16 protein-coding genes are annotated in these 15,982 nt (G+C 58.5%); 6 read left to right on the forward strand and 10 right to left on the reverse strand.

Annotated elements, in window-relative coordinates; genetic code table 11:
* Positions 1 to 57: 57 nt before the first annotated feature.
* From BLS87_RS18215 to BLS87_RS18225, 3 genes are all read right to left on the reverse strand, one after another.
* A complete protein-coding gene (locus BLS87_RS18215) occupies positions 58 to 321 on the reverse strand; it encodes a hypothetical protein (protein ID WP_074754165.1) in 264 nt (87 codons plus the stop codon).
* A gap of 80 nt (positions 322 to 401) precedes the next feature.
* The gene (locus BLS87_RS18220) at positions 402 to 821 is read right to left on the reverse strand and encodes a hypothetical protein (RefSeq protein ID WP_074754167.1); all 420 of its coding nucleotides are present in this window, start codon (positions 819 to 821) and stop codon (positions 402 to 404) included.
* Positions 818 to 1,069: an Lpp/OprI family alanine-zipper lipoprotein gene (locus BLS87_RS18225; RefSeq protein ID WP_244165860.1), complete on the reverse strand. Its 252-nt coding sequence runs from the start codon at positions 1,067 to 1,069 to the stop codon at positions 818 to 820. The genes BLS87_RS18220 and BLS87_RS18225 overlap by 4 nt, the downstream gene beginning before the upstream one ends.
* A 376-nt stretch (positions 1,070 to 1,445) precedes the next feature.
* Here BLS87_RS18225 and BLS87_RS18230 point away from each other — a divergent pair, with 376 nt between their 5' ends.
* The 4 genes from BLS87_RS18230 (at position 1,446) to BLS87_RS18245 (ending at position 7,094) form a co-directional block, all read left to right on the forward strand.
* Complete coding sequence (locus tag BLS87_RS18230; protein WP_074754169.1) at positions 1,446 to 3,617, forward strand: response regulator; 2,172 nt, start codon at positions 1,446 to 1,448, stop codon at positions 3,615 to 3,617.
* A gap of 149 nt (positions 3,618 to 3,766) precedes the next feature.
* Entirely contained in the window at positions 3,767 to 4,195 is a 429-nt protein-coding gene (locus tag BLS87_RS18235) for a hypothetical protein (protein WP_083370708.1), read from the forward strand.
* Positions 4,192 to 5,646, forward strand: a complete 1,455-nt coding sequence (locus BLS87_RS18240; protein WP_074754171.1) for a DUF7125 family protein — start codon at positions 4,192 to 4,194, stop codon at positions 5,644 to 5,646. The genes BLS87_RS18235 and BLS87_RS18240 overlap by 4 nt, the downstream gene beginning before the upstream one ends.
* Positions 5,647 to 5,687: 41 nt before the next feature.
* Entirely contained in the window at positions 5,688 to 7,094 is a 1,407-nt protein-coding gene (locus BLS87_RS18245; RefSeq protein WP_074754173.1) for a diguanylate cyclase domain-containing protein, read from the forward strand.
* Positions 7,095 to 7,554: 460 nt separating this feature from the next.
* On the opposite strand, the gene BLS87_RS18250 is transcribed toward BLS87_RS18245, so the two are convergent.
* The gene (locus BLS87_RS18250; protein ID WP_074754175.1) at positions 7,555 to 7,833 is read right to left on the reverse strand and encodes a DUF3509 domain-containing protein; all 279 of its coding nucleotides are present in this window, start codon (positions 7,831 to 7,833) and stop codon (positions 7,555 to 7,557) included.
* A 179-nt stretch (positions 7,834 to 8,012) separates the two neighbouring features.
* Positions 8,013 to 8,792, reverse strand: a complete 780-nt coding sequence (locus BLS87_RS18255) for an SDR family NAD(P)-dependent oxidoreductase (RefSeq protein ID WP_074754176.1) — start codon at positions 8,790 to 8,792, stop codon at positions 8,013 to 8,015.
* 370 nt (positions 8,793 to 9,162) lie between these two features.
* Between BLS87_RS18255 and BLS87_RS18260 the strand changes: the two genes are divergently transcribed.
* Positions 9,163 to 9,477, forward strand: coding sequence for an oxidoreductase (locus tag BLS87_RS18260; protein WP_244165861.1), 315 nt, complete (start codon positions 9,163 to 9,165; stop codon positions 9,475 to 9,477).
* A gap of 284 nt (positions 9,478 to 9,761) precedes the next feature.
* Here the strand turns inward: BLS87_RS18260 and BLS87_RS18265 are convergent, their stop codons facing one another.
* Both BLS87_RS18265 and BLS87_RS18270 read right to left on the reverse strand, forming a co-directional pair.
* On the reverse strand, positions 9,762 to 10,631 hold the full coding sequence (locus BLS87_RS18265; protein WP_167362081.1) for an NAD(P)-dependent oxidoreductase: 870 nt from the start codon (positions 10,629 to 10,631) through the stop codon (positions 9,762 to 9,764).
* Positions 10,632 to 10,647: 16 nt separating this feature from the next.
* Positions 10,648 to 11,274, reverse strand: coding sequence for an RraA family protein (locus BLS87_RS18270; protein WP_074754179.1), 627 nt, complete (start codon positions 11,272 to 11,274; stop codon positions 10,648 to 10,650).
* Positions 11,275 to 11,373: 99 nt separating this feature from the next.
* Here BLS87_RS18270 and BLS87_RS18275 point away from each other — a divergent pair, with 99 nt between their 5' ends.
* Positions 11,374 to 12,273, forward strand: a complete 900-nt coding sequence (locus tag BLS87_RS18275) for a LysR family transcriptional regulator (protein WP_074754181.1) — start codon at positions 11,374 to 11,376, stop codon at positions 12,271 to 12,273.
* Between the two features lie 66 nt (positions 12,274 to 12,339).
* On the opposite strand, the gene BLS87_RS18280 is transcribed toward BLS87_RS18275, so the two are convergent.
* The 3 genes from BLS87_RS18280 to BLS87_RS18290 all read right to left on the reverse strand — a co-directional run bounded on the left by BLS87_RS18280 (position 12,340) and on the right by BLS87_RS18290 (position 15,837).
* The gene (locus tag BLS87_RS18280; protein ID WP_074754183.1) at positions 12,340 to 13,686 is read right to left on the reverse strand and encodes an MFS transporter; all 1,347 of its coding nucleotides are present in this window, start codon (positions 13,684 to 13,686) and stop codon (positions 12,340 to 12,342) included.
* A 169-nt stretch (positions 13,687 to 13,855) separates the two neighbouring features.
* Complete coding sequence (gene chrA / locus BLS87_RS18285; protein ID WP_074754185.1) at positions 13,856 to 15,217, reverse strand: chromate efflux transporter; 1,362 nt, start codon at positions 15,215 to 15,217, stop codon at positions 13,856 to 13,858.
* A 434-nt stretch (positions 15,218 to 15,651) separates the two neighbouring features.
* Positions 15,652 to 15,837: a DUF3606 domain-containing protein gene (locus tag BLS87_RS18290; RefSeq protein WP_074754187.1), complete on the reverse strand. Its 186-nt coding sequence runs from the start codon at positions 15,835 to 15,837 to the stop codon at positions 15,652 to 15,654.
* Positions 15,838 to 15,982 lie beyond the last annotated feature (145 nt).

Consider the following 15,982-nt stretch of genomic DNA (forward strand, 5'->3'; position numbering starts at 1 on the left):
GAAACTACTCATCAGCAGAGACGCTGTACCTGTGCCTCACCCACGAACAGCGTCACGTCAATCCAGCGGCTCACTCAGCAGGTCAACGATGCCTCGCGCCAGTATCAAGCCTTGTTTGCGGGCCTGACCGACCGTCCCATAGACCTTGTGATCGTAGTGAATCACCAGGTCACGGCTTTTGCGGTGAGCCAGCTTGACGGTGATGTCCAGGCCCTTGGGAACGGGGTCTTTCTTGCGACCCCAGATGAACGCTATTTTTGCCTTGGTGCCATCGGAGTTGACGTACAAAATATCGTCCGTGCGTTTGTGTGCCTTGCTCATCACGCTCTTCCTGTCTGTGGTTGTCCATCAATGTCCCTGCGCCCACTGAATCCGCATTCAAACCCAAGCACTGTCACGCTCTAAAAACGGGTCGCCAATGGCGAGGCGCTGCAAATGAGCGTGAGGAATTCGTTTTCGACGCTTAAACCCGCCGGGGCGCGCTCGTCCCATAACAGCAGCTCGCCCTGATAGACCGCGAAGAACAGTGTGTTTTCGCTACCCGACTGATGAGCGTGGCCACATACGGCCATATCATCCCCACGGTCATCGCGCGCCGTGGCAAACGGAGGATCGAATACCCATCCTTTGCCCTCCACGCCGGTGAGTGCTTTTGTCTCGGCCGCTTTTCGGGCTGCGCTTGAAACCTGAACCTCCACTCGAGACTTACCTACCCCGGTCAGGGACTCTGTATTGCCGTCTGCCGATGCAGGTGGCTGGGCGCCCGGGAGTTGCTGGCAACCAGCCAACACGAACAGCGAGATCCACAGACTCAGTTTCATTTTTTGTCGAGTCTCAGGCTTGCGCGCCTGTTTGCATCGTCTGCCGAATGCTGGGCTTCAAGCGCTACTTTCAACGCCTGTTCAGCCTTGGTGTAAGCATCATTGGCATGCACCCGCGCCGCAGCGGCCATGTCTTCAGCACCGCTGATGCGTGCCTCGGTCTCCCGATGGCGTTGCTGCATGCAGCCGGAGGTCAGCGTGATCGTCATCACCAAACCCAGCGATGTCCCCCACTTAGTCATGTTCATGGTCGTTCTCCTGCGTGCACGGGCAGATCAATTCCATGGGAAGGAATAACGTTGAATGGCGACGAGCAGGGCCTGGCGCCCTGTCTGAATTCGTCATCGCAATCGCGCTGGAGCCAGTCGTCGTTGTTCATCCGTGCGTGCTCTGAATGCCGAAGTTGGCAGTACCTCGCACAGTAGCCAAGGCCCCGCGCACTCGACAGACTCGGAATATACCTACACAAAAAGCACGGCCCGGAAGCTTAGAGTCCGAACAACTTCAGGACCCTTTCCTTTGATCGGAATTGCCGGGCATTGACCGGCGTTCAGGCCTATAAACAGACAGTACACGCCGACTCGTACCGTCTGGAGGTTCGAGCGCAAACAGAGGGAGGGATAAATGATGAGACGTGCAACGGGCCCACCGAAGGCCTGCGCACTGGCCGTCGATGCAGTGAGCAGTCACTTCCAGCCTTTCCTCAACCAGGCCGCCTCCCCAACCCTGTTTCTCGATGCGGACCTCAACATCCTGTTTTTCACCCCCGCCATTACCTCGTTAATCAATATCCTCACGCTCGACATTGGCAGGCCGCTACTCGACCTGAGCACTGAGGGTCTGGGGGCTGATTTATCTGGCGACGCCGCCCAAGTGCTGACCTCCGGCTGTGATCTGGAGCGGGAAATCGTCGATCGCAATAACCGCTGCTTTCTGCGTCGGGTATCACTGTTCGACTGGCTGGGTGCCGAGCTGCCTGGTATTTCGATCACGTTCGCCGACCATACCGCCAGTCAGCGGTCACGCATTGAGCTCGCCAGGGTGCAAAAAGAAATGGAGACCGTTCGCACGAGCCATCTGAACGTGCTCTCTGCCTTGAGCCATGACCTGCGCCAGCCGCTGCAAACCCTCAAGTTGCTGCAAGCGCTTTTAAGGGAAACGCTCAATGACGTCCCGGCCCTGCAGTTGGCCGAGCAGATTGGCGATACCCTGGCGGCGATGTCGGGGATGATCAGCCTGAACCTCGATAACACGTCTGATACGTCTGATACGTCTGATACGTCGAGTGGGCTCAGGGCGCATCGCGAGGATTTTCAACTCAATACACTGTTTCAGAAAATCAACCTCGCACTCGGTCATCAAGCACGTGAACACGCCACGACGCTGCGCTTCATCCCGTGCAGTCAATCGGTACATAGTGACCCGCTGTTATTGAAACAGATGCTCCACACCTTGCTGGACAGCGCGCTTACGCATACTTGGCACGGCCGGGTTTCCGTCGGTTGCCGTCGTCATCATGGCTGGGTAAGTCTTGAGGTCAGAACCTCGGGCGTCAGCATGATGGACCCACTGCCCGATGCGCAGGCGCTTGCCGAAGTAGAGCGTCTGAGCGCCGTATTGGGCCATCGACTGCACAAGCATACCGCGTCAGGTATCGGCATGAACTACGCGATCAGCATCGCGTTGTCGGTCCAGGGTGATCGCCAATCGGATCTGCTGATCGATTCGGGCAAAGGATCCCACGCATCTGCCGCAAGCCATCGAGGCATCATCCTCATCGTTGAGGACGACGCTGACTTGCTCAAGTTGCTGGGCACATTGTTGCACCATCAAGGCTACGAAGTGGCGATGGCGCTCGACAGTGCCGCTGCACTCAGCTGGATCCAACACAGCGGCTTGAAACCGGACCTGATTCTTGCCGATTACCACCTCGGCACCGACATGAGCGGCCTTATGCTCATCGATACGCTTCGTGAGCAATGGCGCTCAGAGGTTCCCGCCATCGTCCTGACAGGCGATGTGTCAGGCCAGACCGCTTTTGAGATCGCTTCCGCTCGATGCACTCAGTTGAACAAGCCCGCCAAGCTCAAGGAGCTGATCCAGTTGGTGCACGCCATGTTCACGCAATCAGAACCCGAGCCTTCGGTCCCTCGCCAATGTCCGGCCAACACATCGGTGGTGTATGTCGTGGACAGCGACAACGTGATGCGCGACATGGTCAGACAGATTCTGCAGGCCGAAGACTACCGGGTGTATGACTTCCCGACATGCGAGGCTTTCCTTGCTGCCTACTCACCTGAGGAGCGTGCCTGCTTGCTGCTCGACGCGCGTTTGCCGGGAATGAATGGGGTCGACGCGCTCCGAGCACTTCGTCAGCGAGGCGACCTGGTGCCCACCATCATCAGCGGCAGTGGTGACATTGCCCTCGCTGTGGACGCGATGAAAGCCGGCGCATGGGACTTCATCGAGAAGCCCTTTGACCGTCACGAAATGCTAGACACCATCAACCGTGCCTTGGGCCGCTCACAGCTTGATCACAAGATCCTGGCCGGGCGTCAGGAGGCCATCGACTACATCGCGACATTGACCGCACGCCAACGCCAGATCATGGAAATGGTACTGGCCGGCCATCCCAGCAAGAACATTGCGGTCGATCTGGGCATCAGCCAACGCACCGTTGAAAATCATCGTGCGTCCATCATGACCCGGACTCACTCCCGTTCCATACCGGCCCTGGCCCGTCTGGCCCTGGCCGCCAATCTGCAAAATGTCGAGAGCGTCGTGATGGACTCATGAACAGATCCTGAGGTCACCGCGCTATGTGTGCCAGCACACAGACGACTTCCACTGCAACGGTCATGATCGAATCGCGAGCGTAAACGCCTCTGGGTTTATCGCTGGCGATACCGTTTGCAGGTCCTTCGTGCTGATGAGTGACGATACTCATGCCAAATGATGAACAAAGACGCAGCGCACCGCTGCTCAAGGCAGTGGGAAGCGATCATTCCAGCGCCATTCAAGTGTCCGAAGTATTCGCGCAAACGCTGGAACAGATGCGCGCGGTGCTAACACCGATACTGGGCCCGCAGGCAGTAGCCGCGCTGTATCGACGCTGCCTGCACCTCTGCGCGGCAGACCATCCGTGTTTCGAATCTCTCTACGGGAACGAAGAAACCGTCATGAATACCTTGGCTGTCAAAACGATGCTGGCTCAACAAAGCAACGCAGAGGCCCGTCGACGGGGTGATGCGCTGATCACCACATTCCATACTTTGTTGGCTTCCCTCATCGGCCTCGCGCTCACTGAGCAACTGGTGGGCGACTACACGGCAAGCTCCATGGGTGGCGACGATCACCAGGGCATTGCCCAATGAGCACCAAACTAAGTATCAAACGCCTGAATACGGGTGTACCCGGACTCGATGAAGTATTGGGTGGCGGCCTGCCCGAACTTTCATTCAACCTGATCGCCGGACCACCCGGCAGCGGCAAGACCACCCTCGCCCATCAGATGATGTTTGCCCTGGCAACGCCGCAACGACCTGCCCTGTACTTCACTGTACTGGGCGAACCCCCGCTGAAGATGTTGCGCTATCAGCAGCAATTCGAGTTTTTCAAGAACCAGGCGATCAACGATTCCGTCCGCTACATCAACCTCTCCATCGATACGCTCGCCGGTAATCTTGACGAGGTACTGCGCAGAATCGTGACGGAAGTCGAAACCTACAGTCCGGCGATGGTGTTCGTTGATTCATTCCGCTCTGTGGTGCTGGCCAGCCAGACTCAGGCCAATCCAAACAACAACCTGCCGCAGTTCGTTCAACAACTGGGCGTGATGATGACCAGCTGGCAGGCAACCACCTTTCTGATCGGTGAGTACTTCTCCCAGACCGAGAGCAACCCCATTTTTACCGTGGCCGATGGCTTGATCTGGATGGGTCAGAGCGTCCAGCGCAATTCAATGGTGCGCCAGATGCAGATCATGAAAATGCGTGGGCAACCGAGCCTGCCCGGGCTGCATACCTTTCGCATCAACCAGGATGGCATCAACGTCTTCGCCCCTGTGCAGCCCGTTGCCCGAACGCGTGCCCACCCACCTGGCACTGCGGTGCGTCTGAAGACCGGCATTTCAGGCCTGGATGAAATGCTCGGCGGCGGGTTGCCCAAGGGCTACTCGCTGCTTGTAGCTGGGCCGTCTGGTTCTGGCAAAAGCATCCTCGCCGCCAGCTTTCTTGCCTGTGGCGCCCAGCAAGGTGAAACGGGCGTCATTGCGATGTTCGAGCAGCGCCCCAACCGCTCCCAGAATCCTGCGCTTGCGGAGTTAATCGACTCCGACAGTGTGGGCCTGGTGGACAGCCGCGCGCCTGACTTGTCCATCGATGAAATTGTCCATCTGCTGCTTCGTGAAGTTGATCGACTCGGCGCCACACGCGTGGTCATCGATTCGCTCTCGGGATTTGAGCTGGCCCTGGCACCTACGTTTCGCGAAGACTTTCGCGAGTCCCTGTCGCGGCTGGTCAGTGCCTTGAACCAGGCGGGGGTTAGCGTTCTTATGACGTGCGAACTCGAAGACCGCTATACGGACCTGCGTTTCAGTCCCTACGGTACGGCATTCATGACAGACGCGATTATCGTCCAACGTTATATCGAAGTGGACAGTCGCCTGTTGCGCGTCATGGCCGTCGTGAAGGTCAGAGCCAGCGCCCACTCCGATGAGCTGCGACTTTACGACATTAACGATACTGGAATCGTGGTGGGCCAACCTATGAGTAACCAGGAAGGACTGCTGGGTGGACGACCCTCGCAGAAACTCAAAGGCGCGTAAGGGCGACTGGATTTCCCGCTCGACACTGACGGAGCACCGCCATGAAACCTCCCCTTGACCCCGAACAGCTGTTGGCCATCAACGAACAGCTCGTACTGGGCATGCTGCGCATTCAAAACGAGGTAGAAGCGACCGACAAAACCTTGAGAGAGATATTTCGCGTTGCGAGTCTCGACGAGTTAACCAACTTGCCTAATCGTCGGGAGCTTCGAACACGGCTGCACCAGACACTCGATCACGCGCAACAGTCCGGTGAAAGCTTCGCGTTGCTGTTTTTGGATCTGAACGATTTAAAGCAGATAAACGACGCCTTGGGTCATGAGGCCGGGGATGCAGTGCTCATCGAAGCGGCACGCTGCCTGACTGAGTGCGTTCGCGATCACGACACGGTCGCGCGATACGGCGGCGATGAGTTCGTCATTCTGCTCACACGCTGCGCTTCCCACGTCGAGGCGTTGGCCGTCGCCGATGACATCATCCAGCGCCTGCGTAACCCCAAATTGATCAACGAGTATCAACTGTTCATCAGCATGAGTATCGGCATCAGCGTTTATCCGCAGGACGGCGCCGATGCCCGATGTCTGATCGCTAGCGCCGATGCTGCAATGTACCGGGTCAAACGCGCAAGGCTTGCAAGCGCTCCCAGCCAAGACCTGCAAATGTCTCAGATGCGCGCGGCTAACAGCGCACTGGTCATGGCTGCTCTGGACGCACAGCTGTCGCAACAGCGTGCCGAAGCCACGCTGCAGCAGGAGAAATTTATCCTGGCCAAGGTCGCCCACGAACTGCGCGCGCCCTTGGCGCCGCTTGGCCTGAGCACAGAGCTGCTCAGCCGTGTCGAACAGAAAGCGTTGCCACGGCTGCATGACATGATCGCAAGGCAGATAGAGCACCTGACCCGACTGGTTGACGATCTGGTCGACGTCACTCGATTCAGTTCGGGAAAGATGCACCTGATACGGACGACAGTGGATCTGTCGACGGTCATTCGGCAGGCGATCGAGGTGTGCGCACCTGCGATGAAAGCGCGGCACCAGATGCTCGAACTCCAGTCGCCGAGCAGTGTGCTGTACGTCGATGGCGATCCGTTGAGACTCACCCAAGTGTTTACCAACCTGCTAGGCAACGCCTGCAAGTTTTCGCTGACCACGGGGGTGATTACCCTGTCGCTCAGCGCTGTCGACGGCTGGGCAAAAGTGGAGATTGCAGACAGTGGCGTGGGCATTTCCCCAGAAGCGCTGCCGATCATTTTCGAGCCATTTGTCCAGGATCCACACTCACGAAGCCTCAACAGCAAGGGCTTGGGGATCGGATTGACGGTAGTGCGTGAACTGGTTGAGGCTCATGGCGGCTGCGTGGTCGCTCAAAGCGGCGGACTGGGGTTGGGCAGCTGCTTCACCACACGCCTGCCGCTTTCGGAGCTCAGTCAATTGGTCCCCGAGGTTTAGCGCGGGTGGCTGGCGCGCTCCACGAAGCGCGATGAGGGTTAATGAGGATGAGTGCAGCGTGCAGCGTGCAGCGTGCAGCGCCCGCAGATTCGTCGCCTTCGAACGCGGCCGCAAGGGTGCGAGCAACTTGGGATTCCAGCGACAGGCAGAAATCGGTCGAAACCAGCCGCTTATCCCGGGTCAAGCATGTACCTAACACTTGTTAGGTGAGCGCTCCCTTTCCGGTTTACGTCAGCGCCAATCCCAGCGTGAATACTCACCTGGGTACGGGTTGTCAGCTGTGCAAGAGTCTGGAGCCATACTCTTCCTGGATCGCATGAACAGGACCCAGGGATGCGTGCAAGGTTTGCCCGATCCAGGGTATTGGGTCTACGGCAGCGAACCGGGTCACGATGAGGTGAAATAAAAAAGCCACGACATTGATCGCGGCTGAAGGAGAGTACGTGTAGAAGAGGCTGGGTTATCGCGATACGTAGGTGGGCATATCGAAGCGTTGCTGACTCTGAAGCGCCGCAATAGCAGGCAAATGTTCAGGCGACGCTGCCATGTCACGTCTGATGGAGCTGATTAACCACTCCATCTGCAGGGCATTGTGGAGCTGCATGTGCGAAATGGCCCGGGTGATGGTGCCGCCGCTGCCATCTTTGATTTCAAATAAAACGCCGCCATCAGGCCGATTTCGGGTGCTGGTCTGAAAGCCTGCAAACGCGGAGCTCAGTCGATCGAAATGATTAGTCACAGTGGGATGCTCATGGCAGGTTGATGAATGAAACTGACATCGCAGCAACTGTGCCAAACTCGAATAAAAATAAAGTCCTTTAAAATCAATAAGTTAATGATATTTATGGTCATTACCATCGGGCTTTTTGCCTGATTTGCTTCTGGAGATCTTGCATAATGCTAGCGAGGGCGGGCTTGCTAACGCGGGCTCTTGTTCTCGGTGAGACAGTTGCCACCGTCGACCACGAGCAACTCGCCGGTGATATAGCTGGACTCAGGAGACGCGAGGAAGGCAACGGCTGCGGCGACCTCGTCCGGTCTACCCGCACGCCCGACCGGAACATACTTCGCTGCGGCCAGTTCCTCCGGTGTACTGGACAGCGTAGCGATCCATCCGGGAGCAACCGCATTCACGGTGACGCCATAAGGCGCAACTTCCAGAGCCAGGCTCATGTTCATTCCTACCATTCCCGCTTTCGCTGCTGCATACGCGGCCTCGCCAGGATTACTGACACGGGTGCCGGTTGTGGAACTGATGTTAATGATGCGGCCATATCGTCGACGCTGCATGCCCGGCAACACTGAGCGGGTCAGCAAGAACGCGGTGGTCAGGTTGCGGGCAATCGAAGCACTCCACACATCAAGACTCATGCTCGCCACTTCAGAGAACGCCTCGGGATCGCCCTGAATCGCCATGCCTGCGTTGTTCACGAGCACATCAACGCGTCCCCACAGCGATTCAGCCCAAGTGACCAGTTCAACGACCTGGGACTGATCTGTGAGATCCGCCGCACGGCCTTCCACTTCATAACCGGCCGCGCTCAAGTCCGCGACACGGTCATGGATCCGTGCACTACTGCCGGTGATGATCAGCTTTGCGCCAAGACCTCCAAGCCGCTTGGCGATGGCGAAACCAATTCCCCCCTCGCTGCCCGCCCCACTGACCAGCGCGACGTGGCCCCTCAAATCATTGAACATTATCCGCCCCTTCAGATGTACTGCTTGCGATACAGCGTAGACGCTGCCGGACCGAATCAATGCACGGAAGATGGTGAGGGACGGGAGACGGCCAGACGCGAACGCTCTTCAAAACCACGCGAACGATCCACCCTGGGAGCCGCGGCGCCTTGAACAGCTCGGATCATCGCCTCGGGGCAGTAACTCAGCTCGATGTTGCGGCCAGGTGGCATCGACCCTGTTGCGCCTTCGGCGATTCAGGCTGAAGGCGAGGCTTTCGCTGAAAACGGCCCAGTCGCATTTGGTATACCTCGGCCCTTGATATCGACGGAATCCCAAGCGTAATTGAAGAGTTTCGCAAGGGTGCCGCGCTAGCGCTCCGTATCTGCACGTGGTTGAGCCACGCATCAAAGGCACCGAAACGGTGGATGCACATGCTGCGCCGGTAGCTGTCCAGTACCTGCGTACCTTGTTCAAAGGGCCGATCATTGCAGCTGGCGGCTTCGACCGCAAAAGCGCTGAGGCTATTGTTGCCGAGGGACATGCAGACATGGTGGCGTTCGGCAGGCACTTCATCTCCAACCCAGACTTACCACGCCGCTTGCGTGAGGACTTGCCACTGAACGCCTACGACCGGAATTCATTTTACGGGGGTGACGAGCGTGGCTACACCGATTATCCATTCGCCAGTGTATCTCAGAAATAATCCCGTAATCGGCAAGCAGAAAAGTGCATTTTCCAGCTGTGCACTTTGCTGCCAAGGCTCTCGCCCACCAGCGTCAGCCAGTGGCCAATTTCCATCCCTGCTGAGCGGCTAATTCGGGTCGGAAACGGACTGAATTCCTCTTCGTATCCAACCAGGATATCAGCGCAAAACCCCTGCTTTTTTACGTGCCTCTGCCTGTGTGATCGCCTGTGCAAAGGGAGAGAGAGCCTGCCTGTGCTCCCTCCTGACGTGCAGAGGGCAAAAGCCCTTTCCCTCCCAGCGGATTAACGGCTTATCCCATTGGCCTTGAAAAGCCACTCGAATGCCTGCTCCAGCGTTGGCGCAGGCGCCTGCACGGGGGTGGCGCTGATCTGGTCGGCCGTACGCTGGAACAGGTCCCTGACGCCGGGAAGTACCGACACCGGCATGTCGGCGGCGCGCAGTTGGCGCTCAGCTTCTTCGATCTCTTTGAGGCGACGGGGCGCATGGACGACGTGGGTGCGAATAAGGGCGCCGAGGAAGTCGCGCAGGCTGGCCTGATCGATATCGCTCAAAGCGTCGTGGAGCTTGTCAGTCACGCCCTGTTTTTCGGCGGCCATGAAGCACTCGATGGTCAGCGCTTCGAGACCTTTGGTGAACACGCTACGCAGGATTTTCAGCGCTGCTGCATCACCCGCTGCACCGTCTTCCACGGGTTTGAGCGGCGCCCCTGCCGACGCGAACAGCTCGATAGCTCGATCAAGCCCTACGCCTGCACCGAGCAGGTTGGTTTTCTCGTGGGTCAGGGCAATGGCGCCGAGGATAGCAACATCCACGTAGGCCACACCCCGTTGCGCCGCGTGGGACGCTGCGACACGGATCTGCGCCGGATCGGCGGTGGTCATGTCGATGAACAGCGCACTCTTTTGCAGACTGCCCAAGGCCTGTTCGGCGACCGCCAGGGAGACCGTCCCAAAGACGCAGGAGACGACCACATCGCAGGCTGGCACGACCTCGGCAATGGACGTGGAGACGTTCAGCCCCAGCTCTGCCGCAAACGCCTGGGCGCGAGGAGACGGTTTCAAATCGCACAGCACGATGTCATGCCCTGCGGCCGACCACGGCTGTGCATACGTGAGACCGACTTCACCCGCTCCGATAATTCCGATTTTCATTGTTCTGGTTTCCGCTTCAGTGGGCCGCATAGGCGCCTTTGTAAGTGCCGGCGGCGATTTGCTCCAGCATCTCTGCTTCTTTTTGCTCGGTGGCCAGGCAGCGCTGCAACAGGCTTTCTGCCTGGGCTGCGGGAAACGCGACGATGCCATCATGATCGCCCACGACGATGTCGCCCGGCGAGACCAGCATGCCGCCAATGCTGACCGGCACGTTGATTTCGCCGGGGCCGTTTTTGTAGGGGCCGCGATGGAAGCCTGCGCGGGCAAACATCGGGAATGCCCCCTTGCCGATGGTCGCCAGGTCACGAATGGCGCCGTCCACCACGACGCCGGCAGCACCACGTTTTTCGGCGATTGCGGCCATGATGTCGCCCATCAACGCACGACTGACGTCGCCCCCGCCGTCGACTACCAGCACCTGGCCAGGGGTGAGAATTTCCAGCGCCTGATGAATCGCACGGTTATCGCCGCAAGGGACTTTCACGGTCAGGGCGATGCCGGCCATGGTGCCTTCGATGCGGTGAAATGGCTTGAGCCGCGCGCCGGGAAGGCGCTCCAGGCAGTCGCTGATGATTGAGGTCGAGGTGCGGGTGAAAGCCGCCAACAAGGTGCTGACTTCCAACGTTGAGGCGATAGCGTTCATGGGTGTTCCTCAGATGGCTGATGTCTCTGAGAATAAAGGCGCCGTTAAATAGAAAAAGCGATATTATTTTATGGAAATACATTCCCATAAGGAATATAGGTGATCACGCTTCGACAACTCACCGCGCTTCACTGGATCGAACGTCTTGGAACATTCGAACGCGCAGCCGAACATCTTCATACCACACAGTCCGCTATCTCCAAGCGAGTGCAGGAACTGGAGTCGACAACGGGTCTGCAACTCTTCGACCGATCGCAGCGCGGCGCACGGCTCACCGCCGCTGGCGAAGAACTCCTGATCATTGCTCGTGAAATACTCAGTCTTGCCGATCGAATCACCTCATTGAAAGACGGTACCCAAGTCATCACCCGACGCTTGAGGCTAGGTGTGACCGAACTCACCGCGCTCACCTGGCTGCCACGGCTGATCGCGCGGCTGGTAAAGGACTTTCCGGGGCTGACCGTCGAGCCTGAGGTCGACATGAGTCGCACCCTCCACGAAAAGCTCATGGACGATCTGGTCGACCTCATCATCATCCCCGACACCTTCACGGCGCCCGAGGTGACGGCCGTGCCCCTGGCCATCGTGGAAAACGCCTGGATGGCAGCACCGGGGCTGATCGGGCATTCAGGTGTGGTGGGCCTGGCAGAGCTGGCCAAATACCCGGTGCTGGTGCAGGGCAAACGCTCGGGGTCGGGCCTGTTCGTCAACAAATGGCTGGGCGCGCTGGGCATCGACCTGCCCAAGACGCTGTCCTCCGACAGCCTCACGGCGATGCTCGGCCTGACCGCCGCCGGGTTGGGTGTGACCTATCTGCCGCTGGAATGCTTTCGTCCGCTGGTGGACGAAGGGAAGCTGACGATCATCAAGACCGACCCCGAATTGCCGCCGGTGCCGTACATGGCGATGTACCGAAATGACCGGCCCTCAGCGTTCGTCACTGAAGTGGCGTCTCGGGCCGTGGAGCTGTGCGATTTCTCGCGACAACTGCAGAGCTGACAAGGCGCACGGGCTGATGCACGTGCGCCTTGTTCGATTAGGCAGATAGGGAAAACGGCAGGCAGTTTACCGGGCAGCTTGCTGCTCGCTGAGGTCAACGGGTTCATGAATGGTGAGCACGAACATCAGCGCCGCCAGTGAACAGGCACCCAAAAAAAGGAACACTGCGGTCCAGCTATAGCTATCGAGCAGCATGCCAGTGATCAGCGGCGCCATCGCCCCGCCCGCCTGCCCTGCGCTGTTGACCAGCGAGGCAGCGACCGGGTACGTCGTGCGCGTGGTAACGCCCATCGAATACACCGAAAACGATGAGTAGCCGATGTTCAGCAAGAAACCGGTGCCAAACAGCAACAGGCTGACCGACAGCAGATCGTTGGGCGCGTAGACCAGCGCGACCATCATCAGGCACGTGGCCACGGCGCTGATCATCATGGTCGGTTTTCTGCGACGGTCCAGAACGGTGTCGGACAGCCAGCCCCCCACGATGTTGCCCAACACGCCGCCAGCAAACGGCAGCGAGGCGACGAAGCCGATCTGCATCAGTTCGAAGTGCTTCACCTCCCCCAGGTACTTCGGCAGCCAGGCCAGCAGCACATTGACCACGCCGGTCATCAGCAAGTAGCCCAGCCCGCAGCCCCAGATATTCCACGACGCAAACACCGAGCGCGACGTGGCCAGTGGCGTCGTGTGTTTGTAACGCAGCAGTTTGTCCAGCGCGCCGAAGTTCTTGTGCACGCGTGCAACGCCCGTTTCGCTCTTGGTCTGATCCTCGATGTAGGTGGCTTCGGCCTCGTTGACCCGCTGCCCCGAACGTGGATCGTTGGGCACCAGCCACCACCAGATCAGCGCCATCAGAATTCCCGGGATGGCGAAGGCGAAGAACATCGTGCGCCAGCCATCGAACATGATCAGCGCAGCCCCAATGGGCGGCGCGATCACCGCCCCCATCTTCGCAGCCGACAGAAAAGCCCCGGTCGCCAGGCCCTTCTCACGGGCCGGAAACCAGCGGTTGATGGTACTGAGCATCGACAACGGCAGCGCAGCTTCGGCGATACCGAGGGCTGACCGGTAGATCTTGAGCAGCCCAAAGTTGTGCGCCGTGCCAATGAGCAGCGTGACAACCGACGTCAGGCCAATGGACACCGGCGCCACCAGACGCACGCCCACGCGGCTCAGCAAAAAGCCTGCGGGAATCTGCCCCAAGGAATAGAACAGGAAGAACGCGCTAACCAACAGCCCTGCCTGGGCGTTGGTCGCGCCGAACTCCTTCTGGATGTAGGGCAGCGCGATACCGATGTTGGCCCGGTCGGCGGCGGCCAGCATGTAGACAAGGACGATAACCGACAGGACTACCCAGCGATATTTTGACCTGGCCGTTTGCACGGCGGTGTCCGTGGTGGCGATGGCAGGCATGGCTCTCCCCCTTTTTATGTTTATTGGAGTGACCATGGTCGGGAATCAGCCATTGTAGAAAAAGCGATAAATTGGAAACCCCATTCATTCCTTAAGAGAATAATTGGGCTAAGAGTCTCATCGATGCAGGGATAGCGCATAGCGCTAGACATCAAAATGACCGCGATCCTCAGTAACTTTGCCTCACCAGAAACACCACCATCCCAGCCATGCCACTGCCCATCAATACGGGAATGACCCCGCGCTTGTATTTGAACAGCGCGATGGCGGCGGCCAACGCGATGATCACGCAGGCCCAGTCAACGCTTCCCGCCATGCCGGCCGGCCAGAACACGTGATACGCAAAGAACAGCGCAAGGTTCAGGATGACGCCGACAACAGCGGCCGTGATCCCGGTGAGTGGAGCCGTAAACCGGACAGCGTTCTGGGTGGACTCCACCAGCGGCCCGCCTGCCAGGATGAACAGGAACGACGGCAGAAACGTAAACCAGGTGACCAGTGATGCCGCGACGGCGCCTGCCAGAAACGCGTGATTCGGGCCGAATACCTGCAGCACGTACGCACCGATGAACCCGACGAAGGCCACCACCATGATCAGCGGTCCAGGCGTTGACTCCCCCAAGGCCAGACCGTCGATCATTTGTGTGGGTGTGAGCCATCCGTAGTGACCGACCGCACCCTGGTACACATAGGGCAGAACGGCGTAGGCGCCTCCAAACGTCAACAGCGCGGCCTTGGTGAAGAACCAGCCCATCTGCGTCAGCGTGGCATACCAGCCCAACAGCAGCGTCAGCAACCCCATGGGCAGCACCCACAACGTCACGCCGACTGCGGCGATCACGGCAAGCGTCGGCCAACTGAAACGGGCATGCTCGGGTGAAGGCGTGTCGTCATCAATCAGGGCGGGGCCGTAGGATTTATTCGCGGCGTGATGGTTTGCGTTGTCGAACCTGTCGGGCGCAAACCGTCCTCCCAGATAGCCGATCACGGCGGCCCCCAGCACGATCAGGGGAAACGGGACGTTAAATGCAAAGATGGCGACGAACGATGCCGCAGCAATTCCCCACAGCCCGGTGTTTTTGAGCGTTCGCGATCCAATCCGGTGGGCCGCCTGAACGACGATTGCGGTCACGGCGGGTTTGATCCCGTAGAAAATACCGGCCACCCAGGGAACCTCACCGAACGCGATGTACATCCAGGACAGGGCGATCAGTACGAAGAGTGAGGGCAATACGAAGAGCACGCCTGCGATTACGCCCCCTCGGGTGCGATGCATCAGCCATCCAATGTACGTCGCCAGTTGCTGTGCTTCCGGGCCGGGAAGCAGCATGCAGTAGTTGAGTGCGTGCAAAAACCGCCGCTCGGAGATCCAGCGACGGCGTTCCACCAACTCCTGGTGCATGGTCGAAATCTGGCCCGCCGGGCCACCGAAACTGATGAAGCCAAGTTTCAGCCAGAACCAGAAGGCCTCGCGCAGGCTGACTTTCTTGGGAGCAGCAGCCTCAGTGTGATCCGTGGTCCACTCACTCATGGGCGGCTTCTTTTTTGACGTCTGCGCTTATGAGCCAGCCAGGGAGAGGTTCGGTTGAACCCGGCGTGCCAGGAAGCCCCATCACCTGTGCGATCCATTTGTTCATGTCGCGATCACCACCCCAATCCAGAGGCAATTACGATATAGCGCCTGCGCACGTTTGCAAGGTGCCGAGGGCCTCCATGATCCAGGCATGACTGCCCCACAGACGGTCGCTTCAATTGCGCAGCGTAGTCTCGACGGTGATGCCGAGGTGCAATACCCATCACCCTCACCTGCATCTAACGGGACAATTAAAGTGTCGGCTGACTGACGACCCCGGCGGAAAGATGGTGTCAGAAAAACCTTTTTCCCAGCTGTCATTACAGCCGGCATTAGAGGCGCCAAGAGCGTGAAAAAAGTAGAAGCCCGGCATGTTTGCCGGGCTTTAATCGTCACGCGAAGTGCGAGAGCTGAAGCTGTCGTTGTACATCGGTCAATGAATCCCCGACCGCAATGACGGTGGATTTGATCGTGTCTTTGGAGACGCTGAATTTATCCGCCCAGTACTTGAGTTCACTGCTGTCCTGAACATTTATCCTGATGTCATCAGTGCCCGGAGTGCGCCTGCGCTGTTTCATGGACATTCTCCCTGCCTGAAGAGGCAAGTAGAGGTTAGCTGGGAATTTCGGGTGGTGTGCCGATTCGTGTCCATTGAACTGCCTTTATCCTTTAGTTGATCTAAGGGGCAGCCTGCCATATCCGCCATAACGTCGCAGAAAAAGC

Origin of the sequence: Pseudomonas abietaniphila (genome assembly GCF_900100795.1) — a bacterium.
GTDB lineage: Bacteria > Pseudomonadota > Gammaproteobacteria > Pseudomonadales > Pseudomonadaceae > Aquipseudomonas > Aquipseudomonas abietaniphila.

Coding starts and splice junctions, on each gene's coding strand:
- BLS87_RS18215 (WP_074754165.1), bottom strand. CDS start 321: ATGAGCAAGGCACACAAACGCACGGACGATATTTTGTACGTCAACTCC.
- BLS87_RS18220 (WP_074754167.1), bottom strand. CDS start 821: ATGAAACTGAGTCTGTGGATCTCGCTGTTCGTGTTGGCTGGTTGCCAG.
- BLS87_RS18225 (WP_244165860.1), bottom strand. CDS start 1,069: ATGAACATGACTAAGTGGGGGACATCGCTGGGTTTGGTGATGACGATC.
- BLS87_RS18230 (WP_074754169.1), top strand. CDS start 1,446: ATGATGAGACGTGCAACGGGCCCACCGAAGGCCTGCGCACTGGCCGTC.
- BLS87_RS18235 (WP_083370708.1), top strand. CDS start 3,767: ATGCCAAATGATGAACAAAGACGCAGCGCACCGCTGCTCAAGGCAGTG.
- BLS87_RS18240 (WP_074754171.1), top strand. CDS start 4,192: ATGAGCACCAAACTAAGTATCAAACGCCTGAATACGGGTGTACCCGGA.
- BLS87_RS18245 (WP_074754173.1), top strand. CDS start 5,688: ATGAAACCTCCCCTTGACCCCGAACAGCTGTTGGCCATCAACGAACAG.
- BLS87_RS18255 (WP_074754176.1), bottom strand. CDS start 8,792: ATGTTCAATGATTTGAGGGGCCACGTCGCGCTGGTCAGTGGGGCGGGC.
- BLS87_RS18265 (WP_167362081.1), bottom strand. CDS start 10,631: ATGAAAATCGGAATTATCGGAGCGGGTGAAGTCGGTCTCACGTATGCA.
- BLS87_RS18270 (WP_074754179.1), bottom strand. CDS start 11,274: ATGAACGCTATCGCCTCAACGTTGGAAGTCAGCACCTTGTTGGCGGCT.
- BLS87_RS18280 (WP_074754183.1), bottom strand. CDS start 13,686: ATGCCTGCCATCGCCACCACGGACACCGCCGTGCAAACGGCCAGGTCA.
- chrA (WP_074754185.1), bottom strand. CDS start 15,217: ATGAGTGAGTGGACCACGGATCACACTGAGGCTGCTGCTCCCAAGAAA.
- BLS87_RS18290 (WP_074754187.1), bottom strand. CDS start 15,837: ATGAAACAGCGCAGGCGCACTCCGGGCACTGATGACATCAGGATAAAT.